At 69.9% G+C, this 19,314-nt stretch carries 15 protein-coding genes; 5 read left to right on the forward strand and 10 right to left on the reverse strand.

All coding sequences use genetic code 11. The features are described from left to right. Positions 1-507: 507 nt before the first annotated feature. From ACWCV9_RS04440 to thyX, 3 genes are all read right to left on the reverse strand, one after another. Positions 508-2,193: a ribonuclease J gene (locus ACWCV9_RS04440; RefSeq protein WP_450784247.1), complete on the reverse strand. Its 1,686-nt coding sequence runs from the start codon at positions 2,191-2,193 to the stop codon at positions 508-510. A gap of 174 nt (positions 2,194-2,367) precedes the next feature. After that, positions 2,368-3,267: a 4-hydroxy-tetrahydrodipicolinate synthase gene (dapA, locus tag ACWCV9_RS04445; protein ID WP_385839572.1), complete on the reverse strand. Its 900-nt coding sequence runs from the start codon at positions 3,265-3,267 to the stop codon at positions 2,368-2,370. 221 nt (positions 3,268-3,488) lie between these two features. Then, positions 3,489-4,214: an FAD-dependent thymidylate synthase gene (gene thyX / locus ACWCV9_RS04450; protein ID WP_385839574.1), complete on the reverse strand. Its 726-nt coding sequence runs from the start codon at positions 4,212-4,214 to the stop codon at positions 3,489-3,491. Positions 4,215-4,419: 205 nt separating this feature from the next. Here thyX and ACWCV9_RS04455 point away from each other — a divergent pair, with 205 nt between their 5' ends. Then, positions 4,420-4,656, forward strand: a complete 237-nt coding sequence (locus ACWCV9_RS04455; protein ID WP_385839575.1) for a hypothetical protein — start codon at positions 4,420-4,422, stop codon at positions 4,654-4,656. A 90-nt stretch (positions 4,657-4,746) separates the two neighbouring features. Continuing rightward, a complete protein-coding gene (locus ACWCV9_RS04460; RefSeq protein WP_450784248.1) occupies positions 4,747-5,313 on the forward strand; it encodes a hypothetical protein in 567 nt (188 codons plus the stop codon). Between the two features lie 58 nt (positions 5,314-5,371). Here ACWCV9_RS04460 and ACWCV9_RS04465 read toward each other — a convergent pair whose 3' ends face one another. The 7 genes from ACWCV9_RS04465 to eccD all read right to left on the reverse strand — a co-directional run bounded on the left by ACWCV9_RS04465 (position 5,372) and on the right by eccD (position 12,981). Next, complete coding sequence (locus ACWCV9_RS04465) at positions 5,372-5,824, reverse strand: hypothetical protein (protein ID WP_450784249.1); 453 nt, start codon at positions 5,822-5,824, stop codon at positions 5,372-5,374. An 11-nt stretch (positions 5,825-5,835) separates the two neighbouring features. Beyond that, positions 5,836-6,588 (reverse strand): 4-hydroxy-tetrahydrodipicolinate reductase, encoded by a 753-nt coding sequence (gene dapB / locus ACWCV9_RS04470; RefSeq protein WP_450784250.1) that lies wholly within the window; start codon positions 6,586-6,588, stop codon positions 5,836-5,838. A gap of 32 nt (positions 6,589-6,620) precedes the next feature. Beyond that, positions 6,621-8,000 (reverse strand): M16 family metallopeptidase, encoded by a 1,380-nt coding sequence (locus ACWCV9_RS04475; RefSeq protein WP_450784251.1) that lies wholly within the window; start codon positions 7,998-8,000, stop codon positions 6,621-6,623. Further along, positions 7,997-10,213, reverse strand: coding sequence for a polyribonucleotide nucleotidyltransferase (locus ACWCV9_RS04480; RefSeq protein ID WP_450784698.1), 2,217 nt, complete (start codon positions 10,211-10,213; stop codon positions 7,997-7,999). Before ACWCV9_RS04480 ends, ACWCV9_RS04475 begins: the two co-directional genes overlap by 4 nt. Positions 10,214-10,619: 406 nt before the next feature. Continuing rightward, on the reverse strand, positions 10,620-10,907 hold the full coding sequence (gene rpsO, locus ACWCV9_RS04485) for a 30S ribosomal protein S15 (RefSeq protein WP_437072480.1): 288 nt from the start codon (positions 10,905-10,907) through the stop codon (positions 10,620-10,622). A gap of 175 nt (positions 10,908-11,082) precedes the next feature. After that, a complete protein-coding gene (locus ACWCV9_RS04490; protein ID WP_450784252.1) occupies positions 11,083-11,403 on the reverse strand; it encodes a hypothetical protein in 321 nt (106 codons plus the stop codon). Between the two features lie 111 nt (positions 11,404-11,514). Beyond that, complete coding sequence (eccD, locus tag ACWCV9_RS04495; RefSeq protein ID WP_450784253.1) at positions 11,515-12,981, reverse strand: type VII secretion integral membrane protein EccD; 1,467 nt, start codon at positions 12,979-12,981, stop codon at positions 11,515-11,517. 175 nt (positions 12,982-13,156) lie between these two features. Between eccD and eccCa the strand changes: the two genes are divergently transcribed. The 3 genes from eccCa to ACWCV9_RS04510 all read left to right on the forward strand — a co-directional run bounded on the left by eccCa (position 13,157) and on the right by ACWCV9_RS04510 (position 19,310). Continuing rightward, on the forward strand, positions 13,157-17,113 hold the full coding sequence (gene eccCa / locus ACWCV9_RS04500) for a type VII secretion protein EccCa (RefSeq protein ID WP_450784254.1): 3,957 nt from the start codon (positions 13,157-13,159) through the stop codon (positions 17,111-17,113). Between the two features lie 68 nt (positions 17,114-17,181). Beyond that, positions 17,182-17,703, forward strand: a complete 522-nt coding sequence (locus ACWCV9_RS04505; RefSeq protein WP_450784255.1) for a hypothetical protein — start codon at positions 17,182-17,184, stop codon at positions 17,701-17,703. After that, positions 17,703-19,310 (forward strand): WXG100 family type VII secretion target, encoded by a 1,608-nt coding sequence (locus ACWCV9_RS04510; RefSeq protein ID WP_450784256.1) that lies wholly within the window; start codon positions 17,703-17,705, stop codon positions 19,308-19,310. The genes ACWCV9_RS04505 and ACWCV9_RS04510 overlap by 1 nt, the downstream gene beginning before the upstream one ends. Positions 19,311-19,314 lie beyond the last annotated feature (4 nt).

The following is a 19,314-nucleotide window of genomic DNA, read 5'->3' on the forward strand; positions in this document are numbered from 1 at the left end:
CTCTCCGTGAATGTTTTCCCGTAATCGGGATGAACACCACGAGAGCGGTGCGAGAGGAGGAATAGTCCCCTCGCACACAGCGTCCTCGCTGTGTTTGTTTCAAAGGAACCTCGTCCATCGGACAATGTCCGACGGACGGGGTATCAACATATCTGGCGTTGATTTTTGGCACGCTGTTGAGTTCTCAAGGAACGGTCGCTTCCTTTGTACTCACCCTCTCGGGCTTTCCTCCGGGCGCTTCCCTTCGGTCTTGCGTTTCCGACTCTATCAGATCTTTTCTCGATCCGATTTCCTCGGTGCTTTCCAGTTCCCCGCTCTCGCGGTTTCCTTTCCGGCGCTCACCGACTTTATCAGAAGTTCCGAGTCGGTTTTCCCACCCGCTCCGGGCACCTGTGTCCAGCGCGTGAAGTGCTGGGGTTCCCGGTTGGGCGGAGCCGTAAACGTACTGGAGCGGGGCGCCCCGATGCAAATCGAGGCGCCCCGCTCCGGACTCGTGTCGACGGGGCGTCAGACCTCCACGACCACCGGGAGGATCATCGGCCTGCGGCGATAGGTGTCGGAGACCCACTTGCCGAGGGTGCGGCGGATGAGCTGCTGGAGCTGGTGCGGCTCCACGACCCCGTCCTGGGCCGAGCGCTCCAGGACCTCCGTGATCTTCGGCAGGACGTCGGAGAAGGCCGCGTCCTCGATGCCGGAGCCGCGTGCCTGGACGTGCGGGCCGCCCGTGATCTTGCCGGTGGACGCGTCCACGACCACGAAGACGGAGATGATGCCCTCGTCCCCGAGGATCTTGCGGTCCTTCAGCGCCGGCTCGCCGACGTCGCCGACGGAGAGGCCGTCGACGTAGACGTAACCCGCCTGGACCTTGCCGGAGATCTTGGCCTTGCCCTCGATCAGGTCGACCGCGACGCCGTCCTCGGCGATGACGATCTGGTCGTGCGGGACACCGGTGAGGGCGCCCAGCTCGGCGTTGGCGCGCAGATGGCGCCATTCGCCGTGGACCGGCATCAGGTTCTTCGGGCGGCAGATGTTGTAGAAGTACAGCAGCTCGCCCGCGGACGCGTGGCCGGAAACATGCACCTTGGCGTTGCCCTTGTGGACGACGTTGGCGCCCCAGCGGGTCAGGCCGTTGATCACGCGGTACACCGCGTTCTCGTTTCCGGGGATGAGGGACGAGGCCAGGATGACCGTGTCGCCCTCGACGATCCGGATCTGGTGGTCCCGGTTGGCCATGCGGGACAGGGCCGCCATCGGTTCGCCCTGGGAGCCGGTGCAGACCAGGACGACCTCGTGGTCGGGCAGGTCGTCCAGCGTCTTGACGTCGACCACGAGGCCCGGGGGGACCTTCAGGTAGCCGAGGTCACGGGCGATGCCCATGTTGCGGACCATGGAGCGGCCGACGAAGGCGACCCGGCGGCCGTACTCGTGCGCGGCGTCCAGAATCTGCTGGATACGGTGGACGTGGCTGGCGAAGCTGGCCACGATGATCCGCTTGCGGGCGCCGGCGAAGACCTGGCGCAGCACGTTGGAGATGTCGCGCTCGTGCGGGGTGAACCCCGGGACCTCGGCGTTCGTGGAGTCGGTGAGCAGGAGGTCGATGCCCTCCTCGCTCAGCCGGGCGAACGCGTGCAGGTCGGTGAGGCGGTTGTCCAGCGGCAGCTGGTCCATCTTGAAGTCGCCGGTGTGCACCACCATGCCGGCGGGGGTGCGGATGGCGACGGCCAGGGCGTCCGGGATGGAGTGGTTGACCGCGATGAACTCGCAGTCGAAGGGGCCGACGCGCTCGCGGTTCCCCTCGGCCACCTCCAGGGTGTACGGCCGGATCCGGTGCTCCTGGAGCTTGGCCTCGATGAGGGCGAGGGTCAGCTTGGAGCCGATCAGCGGGATGTCCGGCTTCTCGCGGAGCAGGAACGGGACGCCGCCGATGTGGTCCTCGTGGCCATGGGTGAGGACGATGCCCTCGATGTCGTCGAGGCGGTCCCGGATGGACGAGAAGTCCGGCAGGATCAGGTCGATGCCGGGCTGCTCCTCCTCGGGGAAGAGCACGCCGCAGTCGACGATCAGCAGGCGGCCGCCGTACTCGAAGACCGTCATGTTTCGGCCGATCTCGCCGAGGCCGCCGAGCGGGGTGACCCGGAGGCCGCCCTCGGGGAGCGGCGGGGGCGGGCCCAGTTCAGGATGCGGATGACTCAAAAGACTCTCCTCACCATGCGCGCCACGTACCGGTACGGCACGTGGCGCGCATGACGTTCGTGCGGAAGCAGTTGTCGTTGTGGTGTGCAGGCACCGGTGACCTGCGTGTTCAGTTGTCAGGATCTATTCGGTTGTGAAGTCGTGCTGCGCGGTTCTCCGCGCGAAGTCTGTTGATTAGAGCTGTACCCCGCCGGCAGCAAGATCGATCTTGAGCTGTGCGATCTCCTCGGGGGAGCACTCGACCATGGGCAGGCGCAGGGGTCCGGCGGGCAGGCCCTGGAGGGCGAGCGCGGCCTTGGTGGTCATGACGCCCTGGGTGCGGAACATGCCGGTGTAGACCGGGAGCAGCTTCTGGTGGATCTCGGTGGCCTTGACGACGTCGCCGGAGACATAGGCCTCGACGAGGGCGCGCAGGTCCGGGGTGACCAGGTGGCCGACGACCGAGACGAAGCCGACCGCGCCGACGGAGAGCAGCGGCAGGTTGAGCATGTCGTCGCCGGAGTACCAGGCGAGGCCGGAGCGGGCGATGGCCCAGCTGGCGCGGCCGAGGTCGCCCTTGGCGTCCTTGTTGGCGACGATCCGGGGGTGCTCGGCGAGCCGGACGAGCGTCTCGGTGCTGATGGGGACGCCGCTGCGGCCGGGGATGTCGTACAGCATGACCGGCAGCCCGGTGGCGTCGGCGACGGCCGTGAAGTGCCGGTACAGGCCCTCCTGCGGGGGCTTGTTGTAGTACGGCGTGACGACGAGGAGGCCGTGGGCGCCGATGCGCTCGGCCTCGCGGGCCAGCTCGATGCTGTGGTGGGTGTCGTTGGTGCCGACGCCGGCGACGACGTGGGCGCGGTCGCCGACAGCCTCCAGTACGGCTCGTACGAGGTCCGATTTCTCCGCGTCACTGGTGGTGGGGGACTCGCCGGTGGTGCCGTTGATGATCAGGCCGTCGTTGCCTGCGTCCACCAGGTGGGCGGCGAGCCGCTGCGCGCCGTCGAGGTCGAGTGCGCCGTCCGCCGTGAAGGGCGTGACCATGGCGGTGAGGACCCGCCCGAAGGGGGTCTGCGGAGTCGAGGTCGGAGCCATGGGTAACACGCTACTCGGTGCGCAATGCCTGGTCTGCCCTCGGGGTGCCGAGAAAGTCCGGACAAATAAGGAGCCCGGCACTGCCTGCTCGGGGGTTCAAGCAGTGCCGGGTCCGTTTGATCAGGCTAGATGAACTTCTCTAAATGCCGCAATACGGACACTTCGCGAGGCTGATCCGTACATCCGTTCCGAGCGGGGGAACAGGGCTTCGCAGGCCTTGCCTACGGGGCCACCCGGCCGTTCGCGTTGAAGGCGGCGTACGTCAGCGGCATGAGCCTGGCCCACTCCGCCTCCATCTTCTCGCCGACCATCTCGATCTCCCGCTGCGGGAAGGACGGCACCTTGGCCAGCTCGTGCTGGGTGCGCAGGCCGAGGAAGTGCATCAGGGAGCGGGCGTTGCAGGTGGCGTACATCGAGGAGTAGAGGCCCACGGGGAGAGCCGCACGGGCGACCTCGCGGGCGACGCCCTCGGCGAGCAGCTTCTGGTAGGACGCGTACGCCTGCTCGTACGACTCCCGCAGGGTGCCGCTGACCGCCTCGTACTGGGCGGGGGTGCCCTCGACGAAGACGTACTTGCCCGGGCGGCCCTCCTGGACGAGCTTGCGGTCGGTGTCGGGGACGTAGAAGACCGGCTGGAGCTCCCGGTAGCGGCCCGACTCCTCGTTGTACGACCAGCCGACCCGGTGCCGCATGAACTCACGGAAGACGAAGATCGGGGCACTGATGAAGAAGGTCATCGAGTTGTGCTCGAACGGGCTGCCGTGCCGGTCCCGCATCAGGTAGTTGATCAGGCCCTTGGAGCGCTCGGGGTCCTTCTTCAGCTCGTCCAGGGACTGCTCACCGGCAGTCGAGACCCGGGCGGCGAAGAGGACATCGGCGTCCGAGGCACTGGACTTCACCAGCTCGACGGTGACGTCACTGCGGAACGTGAGCGACTCGGTGGTCACGAGGGTCGGGGTCCTTCCCATCACTTCTTGAGGTTCGCGCCCACTGTACGGGGCACCTCTGACAGTCCGGACAGTGACCTTGCCGAGGATTTTTTCGGACATGGGCACCTTTTGTGCCACTCGAGCGTCTGTATCGGTGAGGCCTGAGAGGTCGAGGACGAAGCCCGGTTTCGCAGGCCCGGCTTCGAGAGGAGAGGTAGCCGCCATGTTCCGTCGGCGTGAGTCCGTGCCCTTCGCCTTCGTGGCCGAGGCGGACCGGTTCCGCAGCAATGTCGCTCCCCCGCCGCGCCGGCGGGCGTCCGCCGCCGAGATAGCGGGGCACTGGCTGCTGGGGGTCACGATCGTCGCCGGTCTCATAGGCGCGCTGATCCTCGGCTTGCCGGCGATGTCCATACCCTCCGACACGCCGTCCCAGCAGTCGCAGGCGTCACAGGGGCACTGACCCTTCCGGCCCCCCGAGGGTGGTGAGCGGCACCACAGGCGGATAGCCTCACCGGGCACAGCCCACACATGGACCGAGTGAGGACCAGCCGTGCCCCTGCCCTTCCTGACGGCCGACCGCACCTTCGAGACAGCGTCGGAGAGCGCGCTGCCGTACGACGACCGCGACCGCTGGCGGCGTCCGTACCGGCCCGGTCCCTGGCGGGTGGGGCTGGCCGCGCTGGTGCTGCTGGTCGCGTCGTTCGTGCTGTTCGCGGCCGTGGCGATCGCCCTGACCGGCTCGGTGTCCTTCGCCGGGGCCGTCCTCGCCGCGGGAGTGGCGGTCATCGCCTGCGCGCTGCGGCTGCTGCGGGTGGGGGTGTGGGTCAGCGGGCGCGGACTGCGCCAGGTCGGCTTTCTGGTGACGCGTACGGTGCCGTGGGCGCGGGTGGGCTCCGTGCGGACGGTGCAGCAGCCGGTGCGGTGGCTGGGGCTGCCGCGGACGGTGCAGGGCCAGGCGCTGGCGCTGGTCCGCACGGACCGGGCTCCCGATGAGACGGCGCCGCTGCTGACCACGCACACGCTGGACTTCCTGGGCCGGCCGACGGCGTTCGACCGGGCGGCGGATGTGGTGGAGGCGTGGGCGGCGGAGCGGCGCGGCTGGGACGCTCCCCGCTGAGCGGCACCGCGGCCGGCCGCGGCTTCCTGGCGCGCGCGTGGGCGCGCGCCGGGCAGCCTCAGGCCTCGACCGGCTTTCCGTCGTGCAGGGCGATCGCCCGCTGCATGGCCTTGCGGGCGCGCGGGGTGTCGCGGGCGTCGTGGTAGGCGACGGCCAGCCGGAACCAGCAGCGCCAGTCCTCGGGGGACGACTCCGTCTCGGCCTTGCGCCGGGCGAAGACCTCGTCGGCCGAGTCGCGGTCGATGTGCCCGCTCGGCAGCCGGCGCAGTTCGTCCACGGGCAGTCCGCCCTCGGCGTCGAGTTCGGCGGCGAGCTGGTTGGCCCTGCGGACGAACTGGGTGTTCTTCCACAGGAACCACAGGCCGATGACCGGCAGGATGAGCACCGCCACGCCGAAGGTGACGGTGAGCAGCGTGCCGGACTGGATGAGCAGCACGCCACGGCTGCCCACCAGGACGAAGTAGAAGACCAGGACGGCGGCCGTGACGAGGTAGGTGATCTTTGCGCGCATGACTGTGGGGCTCAGCTCAGGTCGAGGAAGTGCTCCAGGCCGAAGGTCAGGCCGGGAGTCGACACCACGCGGCGGGCGCCGAGCAGGATGCCCGGCATGAAGCTGCTGTGGTGCAGGGAGTCGTGCCGGATGGTGAGGGTCTCGCCCTCGCCGCCGAGCAGCACCTCCTGGTGGGCCAGGAGGCCGCGCAGCCGGACGGCGTGGACCGGGACGCCGTCGACGTCCGCGCCGCGGGCGCCGTCCAGGGCGGTGGCCGTGGCGTCCGGCGCGGGGGCGGTACCGGCTGCCCGGCGGGCCTCGGCGATGAGCTGAGCCGTGCGCGTGGCCGTACCGCTCGGGGCGTCGACCTTGTTCGGGTGGTGCAGCTCCACCACCTCGACCGACTCGAAGTAGGGCGCGGCGATCTGCGCGAACTTCATGGTCAGCACGGCGCCGATGGAGAAGTTCGGCGCGATGAGCACACCGGTCTCCGGGGAGTCGGCGAGCCAGCCGCGCAGCTGCGCGAGGCGTTCCTCGGTCCAGCCCGTCGTACCGACGACCGCGTGGATGCCGTGGCGCACGCAGTAGTCGAGGTTCTCCATGACGGAGGCCGGGGTGGTCAGCTCGACGGCGACCTGGGCGCCGGTCGCCGCCAGCGTCTCCAGCGTGTCGCCCCGGCCGAGGGCGGCGACCAGCTCCAGGTCGTCGGCGGCCTCGACCGCCCTGACGGCCTCGGAGCCGATCCGGCCCTTGGCACCGAGGACCGCCACGCGCAGCTTGCTCATCTCTGTTGCTTCCTTACCGAAGACGGGGAGTTTCAGGCGACGGCGTCATGCAGCCGCGCGGCCTGCTTGTCCTTCAGCGGGCCGATGACCGACAGCGACGGGCGCTGTCCCAGGATGTCGCGGGCGACCGAGCGGACCTCGTCCGGGGTGACCGCGGCTATCTTCGCCAGCATGTCGTCGACGGACATCTGCTCGCCCCAGCACAGCTCGCTCTTGCCGATACGGTTCATCAGCGCGCCGGTGTCCTCCAGGCCGAGGACGGTGGAGCCCTTCAGCTGGCCGATGGCACGGGCGATCTCGTCGTCCGAGAGGCCGTTGGCGGCGACGTGGTCGAGTTCGTCGCGGCAGATGCGCAGCACGTCGTGCACCTGGCTCGGCCGGCAGCCGGCGTACACGCCGAACAGGCCGCAGTCGGCGAAGGCCGAGGTGTACGAGTACACGCTGTAGGCGAGGCCGCGCTTCTCCCGTACCTCCTGGAAGAGACGGGAGGACATGCCGCCGCCGAGGGCGGTGTTGAGCACGCCCATGGCCCAGCGGCGGTCGTCGGTGCGGGCGATGCCGGGCATGCCGAGGACCACATGCGCCTGCTCGGTCTTGCGGCCGAGCAGCTCGATCTTGCCGGCCGTGCGGATCGTACGACGGCCTTCGCGCGGGCCGATGGGGGTCACGTCCGCGTTCTTGAACGCCCCGGCCTTCTCGAAGGCGGCGCGGACCTGGCGGACGACCTTGTTGTGGTCGACGTTGCCGGCGCAGGCGACCACCAGGTGGGTCGGGTCGTAGTGCTTCTTGTAGAAGCGGCGGATGCGGTCGGCGGTGAGGGCGTTGACCGTGTCGACCGTGCCGAGGACGGGGCGGCCGAGGGCGTTGCTGCCGAACATGGTGTGCGCGAACAGGTCGTGCACACAGTCGCCCGGGTCGTCCTCGGTCATGGCGATCTCTTCGAGGATCGCACCGCGCTCGACGTCGACGTCCTCCTCGAGGATGAGGGAGCCGGTCAGCATGTCGCAGACCACGTCGATGGCGAGTGGCAGGTCGGTGTCGAGCACGCGCGCGTAGTAGCACGTGTACTCCTTGGCCGTGAACGCGTTCATCTCGCCGCCGACGGCGTCGATGGCGGAGGAGATGTCCAGCGCGGAGCGGCGGGAGGTGCCCTTGAAGAGCAGGTGCTCCAGGTAGTGCGTGGCGCCGTTCAGGGCCGGGGTCTCGTCGCGGGAGCCGACGTGCGCCCAGATGCCGAAGGTCGCGGAGCGGACCGAGGGCAGCGTCTCGGTGACGATGCGCAGGCCGCCGGGGAGGGTGGTCCTGCGGACCGTGCCGATGCCGGCCGTGCCCTTGATGAGCGTTTGGGTACGGGCGACGGCCCGCGCCTCCGAAGAGGGGCGGGCCGTCACCTTGGAGCTACGGGACGTCACTGCTCGGCGTCGTCCTTGTTCTCGTCGTCTTCCTCGCCCTCGATCACGGGGACCAGGGAGAGCTTGCCGCGGGAGTCGATCTCGGCGATCTCGACCTGGACCTTCTGGCCCACACCGAGGACGTCCTCGACGTTCTCCACGCGCTTGCCGCCGGCCAGCTTGCGGATCTGCGAGATGTGCAGCAGACCGTCCTTGCCGGGCAGCAGGGAGACGAACGCACCGAAGGTGGTCGTCTTCACGACCGTACCGAGGTAGCGCTCGCCGACCTCGGGCATCGTCGGGTTGGCGATGCCGTTGATCGTGGCGCGGGCGGCCTCGGCGGACGGGCCGTCGGCGGCACCGATGTAGATGGTGCCGTCGTCCTCGATGGTGATCTCGGCGCCGGTGTCCTCCTGGATCTGGTTGATCATCTTGCCCTTGGGGCCGATGACCTCACCGATCTTGTCGACCGGGATCTTGACGGTGATGATCCGCGGGGCGTGCGGGGACATCTCGTCGGGCCGGTCGATGGCCTCCATCATCACGTCGAGGATGTGCAGGCGGGCATCGCGGGCCTGCTTGAGGGCCGCGGCCAGGACGGAGGCCGGGATGCCGTCCAGCTTGGTGTCGAGCTGGAGGGCGGTCACGAACTCCTTGGTGCCGGCGACCTTGAAGTCCATGTCGCCGAAGGCGTCCTCGGCACCGAGGATGTCGGTCAGGGTGACGTAGTGCGTCTCGCCCTCGATCTCCTGGGAGATCAGACCCATGGCGATACCGGCGACCGGGGCCTTCAGCGGCACACCGGCGTTCAGCAGCGACATGGTGGAGGCGCAGACCGAGCCCATGGACGTCGAGCCGTTGGAGCTCAGCGCCTCGGAGACCTGGCGGATCGCGTAGGGGAACTCCTCGCGCGTCGGCAGGACCGGGACGAGGGCGCGCTCGGCGAGGGCGCCGTGGCCGATCTCGCGGCGCTTCGGGGAGCCGACGCGGCCGGTCTCGCCGGTGGAGTACGGCGGGAAGTTGTAGTTGTGCATGTAGCGCTTGCGGGTCACCGGGGAAAGGGTGTCCAGCTGCTGCTCCATGCGGAGCATGTTCAGGGTGGTGACGCCCAGGATCTGGGTCTCGCCACGCTCGAACACCGCGGAGCCGTGCACGCGCGGGATGGCCTCGACCTCGGCGGCCAGGGTGCGGATGTCGGTGACACCGCGGCCGTCGATGCGCTTCTTCTCCTTGATGACGCGCTCACGGACCAGGGTCTTGGTCAGCGAGCGGTACGCGGCGGAGATCTCCTTCTCGCGGCCCTCGAACTCCGGCAGGAGCTTCTCGGCGGCCAGCGCCTTGACGCGGTCCAGCTCGGCCTCGCGCTCCTGCTTGCCGGCGATGGTGAGCGCCTGGGCCAGCTCGGGCTTGACCGCGGCGGTCAGCGCCTCCAGCACGTCGTCCTGGTAGTCCAGGAAGATCGGGAACTCGGCGGTCGGCTTGGCGGCCTTGGCGGCGAGGTCGGCCTGGGCGCGGCACAGCACCTTGATGAAGGGCTTCGCGGCGTCGAGACCGGCGGCGACGACCTCCTCGGTCGGCGCCTCGGCGCCGTCCTCGACCAGCTTGATGGTCTTCTCGGTGGCCTCGGCCTCGACCATCATGATCGCGACGTCGCCGTCCTCCAGGACGCGACCGGCGACGACCATGTCGAAGACGGCGTCCTCGAGCTCGGTGTGCGTCGGGAAGGCCACCCACTGGCCGCGGATCAGCGCGACGCGGACGCCGCCGATCGGGCCGGAGAAGGGCAGACCGGCCAGCTGCGTGGACGCGGACGCGGCGTTGATCGCCACGACGTCGTACAGGTGGTCGGGGTTGAGCGCCATGATGGTGGCGACGACCTGGATCTCGTTGCGCAGGCCCTTCTTGAAGGACGGGCGCAGCGGGCGGTCGATCAGGCGGCAGGTGAGGATGGCGTCCTCGGAGGGACGGCCCTCACGGCGGAAGAAGCTGCCGGGGATCTTGCCGGCGGCGTACATCCGCTCCTCGACATCCACCGTCAGCGGGAAGAAGTCGAGCTGGTCCTTGGGGTTCTTGGAGGCGGTGGTGGCCGACAGCACCATGGTGTCGTCGTCCAGGTACGCCACGGCGGAGCCGGCGGCCTGCTTGGCCAGGCGGCCCGTCTCGAAGCGGATGGTGCGGGTGCCGAATGCGCCGTTGTCGATCACGGCTTCGGCGTAGTGGGTCTCGTTCTCCACTAGCGTTTTCTCCTCGTCGTCGTCCCACGGCTGCCCGTGTGGCAGGGGGACGGTGGTGGAGAAGCGCGCCGTCTGGTGCGGGCCGGTCTTCGATCGAAGCACCCGGGGCTCGCTTCCCCCCGGGGGCCACTACCGAGGACCGGCGGCGGCGAGGTGCGCTCCTCCTCGTTCGGTGTGCGTGCTGTCGGCCTACCCGGAACGGGTCGGCACTATCACGCTGTGTCGTACGTATTGCGTTGTGCTACCACACTACAAAGCGTCAGTGACACTCCGCACGTTTCCGCCCGTGCACCGGAGGTTCGGCCTCCGTGCGGCACGTGCGTGCGGGACCTTGCGTGCGGCTCCCGCATACGGCAAAGGGAGCGGTCCCCGAGATCATTCCGGGAACCGCTCCCCTCACGGCGTCTTACTTCGCGCCCGCCGCACCGCGACGGATGCCGAGGCGGTCGACCAGCGCACGGAAGCGCTGGATGTCCTTCTTCGCCAGGTACTGGAGCAGGCGACGGCGCTGACCGACCAGGATCAGCAGGCCACGGCGGGAGTGGTGGTCGTGCTTGTGGGCCTTGAGGTGCTCCGTCAGGTCGGAGATCCGACGGGAGAGCAGAGCGACCTGGACCTCGGGGGAGCCGGTGTCACCCTCCTTGGTACCGAACTCGGCGATGATCTGCTTCTTCGTAGCGGCGTCGAGCGACACGCGTACTCCTCATAGTCTGTGAGTGGCAACCGAGTGCCCCCGGTCTTCATCTCGGGGGAGCTTCCGTTACTCGGGAGCCGGGATCCGCTGGGCGCGGCCTCCAGGGCGCAGGGCTCCGGGGGCGCGTACACACACGGCCGTCACTCAGGGTACCAGTACGGCTCGGCCACCCGGGTCACTGGTTGCGCTTGGCCGCCCAGACCAGGAAGACGACCACTGCGACGACCAGCAGCAGGACCCACAGGAGCGGCTGGCTTCCGCCGCCGGAGCCGTTGTCGCCGTAGTGGCGGTAGCCGCTGGAGTAGCCGCTGTGAGAGCTGCCGCCGTAGCTCCCCGTGGAGCCGCCCTCTTCCTCGGAGCCGTGGTAGCCGCTGGAGCCGCCCTCCTCCACGGAGCCGTGATAGCCGCCGGTGGAGCCGCCGCTGCTCCGGCCGCCGCCGAGGGCGACGACGTCGGTGGGCCGGAAGGACTGCGGGGCGAGAACAGGCAAGCTCATGACCGGGACGCTACGTGGACCCGCCATGGCATGGGCACGCCCGTTGCGGCCCTGTGACGAAACCTTCGCCGCCCGCGCACGTACGGGGACAGCCGTCCAAGGCCGACTGTCCTAGCCGACCATCGAGCGTACGTCCGTCAGGACGCCCACCACGGCGAGGCAGAGCGGGACCAGGGTGAGCAGCACCGCGCCCTCGGCCAGGTCGAGGAAGCGGCCCCAGAAGGGGGACAGGCCCTTGCGCGGCACGATCAGGCCGATCGCGGTGAGCAGCGCGGCTCCCGCGGCGACGGCCGCCGTGAGCCAGACGGTCCGCAGGTCCAGGGCGCCCCGGTCGTGGTGCAGTACGAAGTCGGTGAGGGCGGAGGACGGCGGGTTCAGCGCGAGCCCGAGCAGCAGCAGGGCGATGGCGGCGATACCGGCCACCAGGACGCAGCACACCTGCGAGGTGTAGCGGAACAGGCGCGCGCGCATCAGCATGGCGAGCCCCGTGGCCAGCGCGAGGAGCTGTCCCCACACGTCGGAGGAGAAGCCGAGGACGGCCGCGGCGCCGACCACGACCGCGGCCGTGCCGCCGACCAGGCCCAGCAGCATCTCGTGGCCCCTGCGGGCCTGCGCGGCGATGCGTTCGACGTCGAGCGGTTCGGCGTCCACGCCCCGGGTGGGGTCGGCCTCGAAGTCGTCGCCGCCGGACCGCGGGGGGGCGTAGCCGATGGGCAGCCGAGCGAAGCGGGCGGACAGGCCGGGCAGGAACGCGACCAGGCCGATCGCCGCGGGGGCGCACACCGACGCGGTGGCGGTGGCGGAGGCGTCGGACAGGATGGCCGCGAAGGCGGCCAGGGTGCCGGCCGTCGCCAGGAAGGAGGCGGCCACGAAGGGGGCGTCCCCGCCGGGGGTGACGACGACCAGGACCACGGAGGCGATCAGGACCGCGACACAGCCCAGCATGAACTGCAACCTGCCCGGCCCCTGGCCGGCGCTGGGGCCGACGAGCCCGGAGCCCGCGATCATCAGCAGCGGCAGGGCGCCCAGGCCGAGCGCCACGGCGGCGGGCCGGTCGCCGTAGACCCGCGCGCGGATGCCCGCGAACGCCGTCAGCAGCACGCCGAGACCGGCCGCGATGATCCCGGGCAGGCCGTGCATGTCGTGGCGGACCGGATCGGCGTACCACAGGACGAGCGCCGACAGCAGGACCAGCAGTGCGCCGCCCGTCAGGCCCGCGGCCCGCAGCATTCCCTCGCTCCACAGGTGCCGGTCACGTTCGACGGCGGAGGCGACGGCGTCGGAGATGTCGTCGTACACCGCGGGCGGCAGCGATTCCGCGAACGGGCGCAGGCTGAGCACCTCGCCGTCGAGGACCCGTTCGTCGGCGAGGGTGCGGCCGCTGTCGAGGACCCGGCCGTCACGCCGTACGAGGTGATAGCCGGACGGAGCGCCGACCGCTTGGGTCTGTCCGGTCAGGCGCAGGATCTCCGGGTAGATGTCGGCGACGGCGATGTCCACCGGGAGCGCCACGTCGATACGGCTGTCGGGCGCCACGACAGTGACTCTGCAGAACCCCGTCACCGCTGTCGTACTCACCTGTCCTGACCCCCTGTTCGCGGATGCGCACGGTGCGGGCGTCACCCTACCGGGCGGCGGTGTCAGTGGTGGCCAGTAGGATCGGCCGGCAAGCGGAGGAAGCCGTCGCCACGGGGGTGCCGGTGGTCAACCGATCGTCCGTACAGGTCGTCCGTACACGAGGATTGATGCTCCGGTGAGCCAGATCGTCATCAAGCGCCCGCCTCGCGCGCTTCCGCCTGAAGTGCCCACGGACGAGGTGCGATTGGAGGCTCCTCCCGAACTGCCGCGCGGGCAGCAGGAGGGCATGCTGATGCAGGTCCTGCCGACCCTCGGCATGGGCTCCTCGGTGGTCTTCTACTTCGCTTCTCCCAACGCCCATCCGTTCATGCGGATCATGGGTGTGGTGATGCTGCTGTCGACGGCAGCGATGGTGGTCTCGCAGATCGTGCGCTACCGCCGCGGTACGCAAGGGCAAATGGCCGACGTTCGCCGTGACTATCTGCGCTACCTGGCCCAGACCCGGCGTTCGGTGCGCAGGACGGCGCTGCGCCAGCGCGACGCGCAGCTGTATCTGCACCCCGCCCCCGAGCAGTTGTGGTCGCTGGTCGCCGAGGGCAGCCGGGTGTGGGAACGGCGTGTCAGCGACGAGGACTTCGGGCAGGTGCGCATCGGTCTGGGCCCGCAGCAGCTGGCCACTCCGCTGGTGGCGCCGCAGACCGCGCCCGTGGACGAGCTGGAGCCGCTGTGCGCAGGCGCCATGCAGCGGTTCCTCGCGGTCCACGGCCAGTTGGACGGCCTGCCCGTGGCCCTGTCGCTGCGCGCCTTCTACCACGTGACCGTCTCCGGCGACCCCGAGCGCGCGCAGGCGTCCGCGCGGGCGCTGGTGGCCCAGGCGGCCACCCTGCACTCCCCCGACGACCTCGTCGTGGCCGTGGTCGCCGCGCCGGGCGCCGTCGCCCGCTGGGACTGGACGAAGTGGCTGCCGCACTGCCAGGTGGCGGGCCAGTACGACGGCGCGGGCACCCGCCGGCTGTTCGGCGACGACCTGGGCGAGCTGGAGCAGCTGCTCGCGAGCCGGCTGGACGGCAGGCCCCGGTTCAGCCGGGACGGCCAGCCGCTGCTGGACCAGCCGCACATCCTGGTGGTGCTGGACGGTGGCATGGTGCCGCCGACCTCCGCGTTCGCCGCGGCGGAAGGTCTCCAGGGCGTGACCATCGTGGAGGTGCTGCCGGGCGAGCTGGACCAGCCGCGCGGCGACCTGTCGATCGTCGTACGACCGGAGCGGCTGTGGCTCGACTCCGGCGGCGGGGTGGCCTACGAGGGTCTGCCCGACGGGCTGTCGCTGCCGGCCGCGGAGGCGCTGGCCCGGCAGCTGGCCCCGCTGCGCGTGGGCGGCGGGGACGACGACGAGCCGCTGCTGGCCAACCTCGACTTCACCGAACTGCTGGGTCTGGGCGACGCCGCCTCCGTCGACGTCACGCGCACCTGGCGGCCGCGTTCCATGCCGGAGCGGCTGCGGGTGCCGATCGGTGTCGGCGAGAACGGGCAGCCGGTGATGCTGGACCTCAAGGAGGCGGCGCAGGACGGCATGGGCCCGCACGGTCTGTGTGTGGGCGCGACCGGCTCGGGCAAGTCGGAGCTGCTGCGCACGCTCGTGCTGGGGCTGGCGGTCACGCACTCCTCGGAGACGCTGAACTTCGTCCTCGCCGACTTCAAGGGCGGCGCGACCTTCGCCGGCATGTCCCAGATGCCGCACGTCGCCGCCGTGATCACCAACCTGGCCGACGACCTCACTCTGGTCGACCGCATGGGCGACGCCATCCGCGGCGAGCTGCAACGGCGCCAGGAACTGCTGCGCGCGGCGGGCAACTACGCCAACATCCACGACTACGAGAGGGCGCGCGCCGCCGGTGCCCCCCTGGAGCCGCTGGCCTCGCTCGTCCTGGTGATCGACGAGTTCAGCGAACTTCTCACCGCGAAACCCGACTTCATCGACATGTTCATCCAGATCGGCCGCATCGGCCGTTCCCTGGGTGTCCATCTGCTGCTGGCCTCGCAGCGCCTGGAGGAGGGCCGGCTGCGCGGTCTCGACACCTACCTGTCGTACCGGATCGGTCTGCGCACCTTCTCCGCCGCCGAGTCGCGGGCCGCGCTCGGCGTCCCGGACGCCTACCACCTGCCGTCCGTGCCCGGCTCCGGCTATCTGAAGTTCGGCACGGACGAAATGGTCCGCTTCAAGGCGGCGTACGTCTCGGGGACGTACCGTGCGGGCGGCCCTGAGGTGACACACGGCAGCCTGCCCATGGAGCGCCGGCCGGCGCCGTTCACCGCGCTTCCCGTACCGATGGCCTACGCGGCGCCCGACACCGCGCAGCCCCGGTCCGTCCGGCCGGAGGACGACGCGCTGGCCGACACCGTCCTCGATGTGATCGTGCGGCGGCTGGAGGGCCAGGGTGTGCCCGCACACCAGGTGTGGCTGCCCCCGCTGGACCAGGCGCCGACGCTCGACCAGCTGCTGCCGACGCTGTCGGTGTCGCCGGAGCGCGGACTGCACGCCTCGGGGTACACCCGCCCGGGCGGTCTGACGGTGCCGCTCGGCCTGATCGACAAGCCCTTCGAGCAGAAACGCGAGCTGCTCTACCGGGACTTCTCCGGCGCGGCCGGCCACATGATGGTCGTCGGCGGCCCGCAGTCCGGAAAGTCCACGCTGCTGCGCACCCTCGTCGGGTCCTTCGCGCTCACCCACACCCCGCACGAAGTGCAGTTCTACTGCCTTGACTTCGGTGGCGGCGGCCTCGCGGCACTGGCGGACCTCCCGCATGTCGGCGGGGTGGCGTCCCGGCTGGACCCGGAGCGGGTCCGTCGTACGGTCGCGGAGGTGGCGGGCATCCTCAACCGCCGCGAGCAGTTCTTCCGCACCCAGGGGATCGACTCCGTGGCGACCTACCGCAGGCGCCGCGCGGCGGGCGAGCTGCCCGGCGAGGCGTGGGGGGACGTCTTCCTGGTCATCGACGGCTGGGGCAGCTTCAAGGCCGACTACGAGGGCCTCGAGGGCGTCGTCAACGACATCGCGGGCCGCGGCCTCGGCTACGGCGTCCATGTCGTCGTCTCGGCCTCGCGCTACATGGAGGTCCGGTCGGCTCTGAAGGACCAGATCCTGGGCCGGCTGGAGCTGCGGCTCGGTGACCCGATGGACTCCGAGTTCGACCGCAAGGTCGCCGTGAACGTGCCGACGGGCGTGCCCGGGCGCGGCCAGGTCCCGGAGAAGCTGCACTTCATGACCGCCCTGCCGCGCGTCGACTCCTCGTCCACGGTGGACGGCCTCGCCGACGCGACGACCCGGTTCGTGCAGAGCGTGCGGGCCGGCTGGCAGGGCCCGTCGGCCCCCGCCGTCCGTCTGCTGCCCCGCAAGCTGCCCGCCGACCAGCTGCCCAAGGGCTTCGAGTTCCCGCAGCATGGCATCGCGATCGGCATCGACGAGGCGAATCTGGAGCCCGTCTTCGTCGACCTCGACACCGATCCGCTCTTCCTCGTCTTCGGTGAGAGCGAGTCGGGCAAGACGAACCTGCTGCGGCTGATGGCCAAGCAGATCGCGGAGCGCTACACGCCCGCCGAGGCCCGCATCGTCGTCGGCGACTACCGGCGCACCATGCTGGAGGCGGTCTCGGAGGAGCATCTGCTCGAGTACGCGCCCATGGCGTCCGCCATGGAGGTCCATATGGACGCGATCCGCCAGTTCATGGAGATGCGGGCCCCGAAACCGGACATCACCCCGCAGCAGCTGCGCGACCGCAGCTGGTGGAGCGGCCCGCAGCTGTTCGTCATCGTCGACGACTACGAGCTGGTGTCGACCAGTTCCGGCAATCCGCTGGCGCAACTGGCGGAGCATTTGCCCTTCGCACGCGATGTTGGCGTGAAGTTCATCATCGCCCGCAGCGCGGCCGGCGCCTCGCGTGCCATGTACGAGTCCTTCATGCAGCGCCTGAAGGAGCTGGGCGCCCAGGGCGTTGTGCTGTCCGGCGATCCGAGCGAGGGCGACATTCTCGGCAGCGTCCGGGCCCGTCCGATGCCGCCGGGCCGTGGCGTGTTCGTATCGCGCAAGCGCGGGACGTCCCTGATTCAGGTGGGGTTGCTTCCGCAACGGCACTAGAGTGATTGACGAGTTTTTACTCCGCTCCAGCGGGCGGAGTGCACGGGGAGAGCGGGGAGGCAGCTGAGGTGAGTTCGAACGGAGGCGGCGGTTCGAGGAATGCGCCGGACACCGGCAAGGACTTCGACTCCCTGTCCCATGTGAACCCTCAGATGGCGCTGGACGTCCAGCACAGCGCCATGAAGAAGTTCAAGAAGCGCGTCGACGACCTGCTGATCGAGCTGGAGAAGTCGGAGGCGGCCCCGGGCAAGGTCGGCGAGGACCGCCTGCCGCGGGCCGAGCTGGGGTCCGCGGACTTCAAAGAGGCCCAGTTCCTCTACGACTCGTACACCCTCGTCCACGACGAGCTGGAGAACCTGTCGAAGGCCCTGGGCGCCCAGATCGAGGGCATGGGCCTGGCCGTCCACGCGTCGCGGGTCGGCTACGCCAACCTCGACGAGGCCATCAAGGAACGGATGAGGGCGGTGAACGCGGAGGCGGAGAAGTACTACGACGTGAACCGGGATCCGTACGCGCATCAGCCGGACACGACGCCCACGTCCGGTTCTGGCTCCGGCTCCGGCTCCCAGGAAACGAAGGGGACGTGGTGATGAGCAAGGCGTCGAACCGACCGGAACCCCAGCTCGCCCACACGGACTTCGAGTCCATGACGCACGAGCAGCTGGCGGCGATGCTCGACTCCGCGAGCACGGCCGGAGCGTCCCACCTCTCCACCAAGCTCGCCAAGGCCGCGACGACGATCACCAAGATCGGCGACGACCTCATGCAGCACGTCAAGAACCTGGAGTGGCAGGGCGACGCCGGCGACGCGTTCCGTGACTGGGGTGGCCAGACGGCGAGCGCGACGCTGCGCCTGGGCGAGTACGCGGCGGTGGCGTCCCGCTGGATGGGCACCGTGTCGCAGGCCATCTCCGAGGCGAAGGCGGCCATGCCGGACGTCTCCGAGACGACCCAGGCCAAGACGGACCTCGCCAACGCCCACGCCACGATCGCGGCAGCCAAGCAGCCCGGAGCCCACAACGACCCCGACGCCCAGCAGCAGGCCCGCACGGCCAAGGCCGACGCGACGGCTGCGCAGCAGCGGATCGAGGCGGCGCGGGGCGAGGCGATCCAGCAGATGCGGAAGCTGGCGCAGACGTATGAGTACTCGGCGCAGCAGGTGAACAGTGTGACGCCGCCTACGTTTTCGCCGCCGGCGAGTCATCTGGAGCCGGATTGGTACGGCGACAGCAGCCGTCACATCTCGGTTGGCTCTGACGGATCTACGACAGCCTCCAGGACTCACACAACTCGGACGTCGGGCGGCACAGTCTCGGCACCATCCCGAGGCCCTCAGGGCACGGTCCCTCATGCCGTGACCCAGACCGTCAGCAACCACGGAACGCCGGTACACACAAACCAGCCGATTCCCCATACGCAACCGGTGGACATGCGAATCGACGGTACGGACACCCTGCCGCGCACTGCCCCCTCGCAGACCACCACGGGGCCGCACACAGGCATGCCGCATCCAGAAAGCCCTGTGCCCAGTTGGCAGCCGAGTGTCCTGCCGCCGGTGTATACCGGCGGTGAGCGCATGACGGGCCCGGCCCCCGGCCCGCGGGATTCGTCTCCTTCACGGCTCTCTCAGCCGACTCCCGGCGGCTTGGCTACCGGTCGTGGACCGACAGCTCTGCCTCCGGGGGGTGTGGCAAATGGACGCACACCTCAGCTCCCGCGGGAGACGGGGATCGTCGGCGGTCGTCCCGTGGCCACCCCGTCCGGGCGACCGCAGAACGGCATCCCGCGCGGAACCGTCATCGGCAGTGAAGGCGGCCAGGGCCGAACGGGCATGATGCCCGGGGGTACCGTGCAAGGCTCCGGTGCGGGTAGTGCCGGCTCAGTGCGAGGCACGGCCGGTGGCCGTCGTCTGGCTTTCGAGACCGGTGGGGTTGTCGGCAACCGTCAAGTCCAGCCGGAGCGAACGGGTGGGCGTCCGTTCACTTCGGGCGGCTCAGGGCTCGTCCGACCAGCGCCTGTCGCGGCCGAGGGCACTCGCGCCGGGGCGGCAGGCCGCAAGGGGTCAACCTCCCACGCGGAGCGACCTACGGGCTCACGCAAGGAACAGCAGCGGGGACGACGCCCGGACTACCTCTGTGAGGACGAGGAAACCTGGACGCCTGACAACCAGCGGATGCTTCCTCCAGTAGTCGACTGAGTCC

The sequence above is a fragment of the Streptomyces sp. NPDC001606 genome (genome assembly GCF_053596835.1).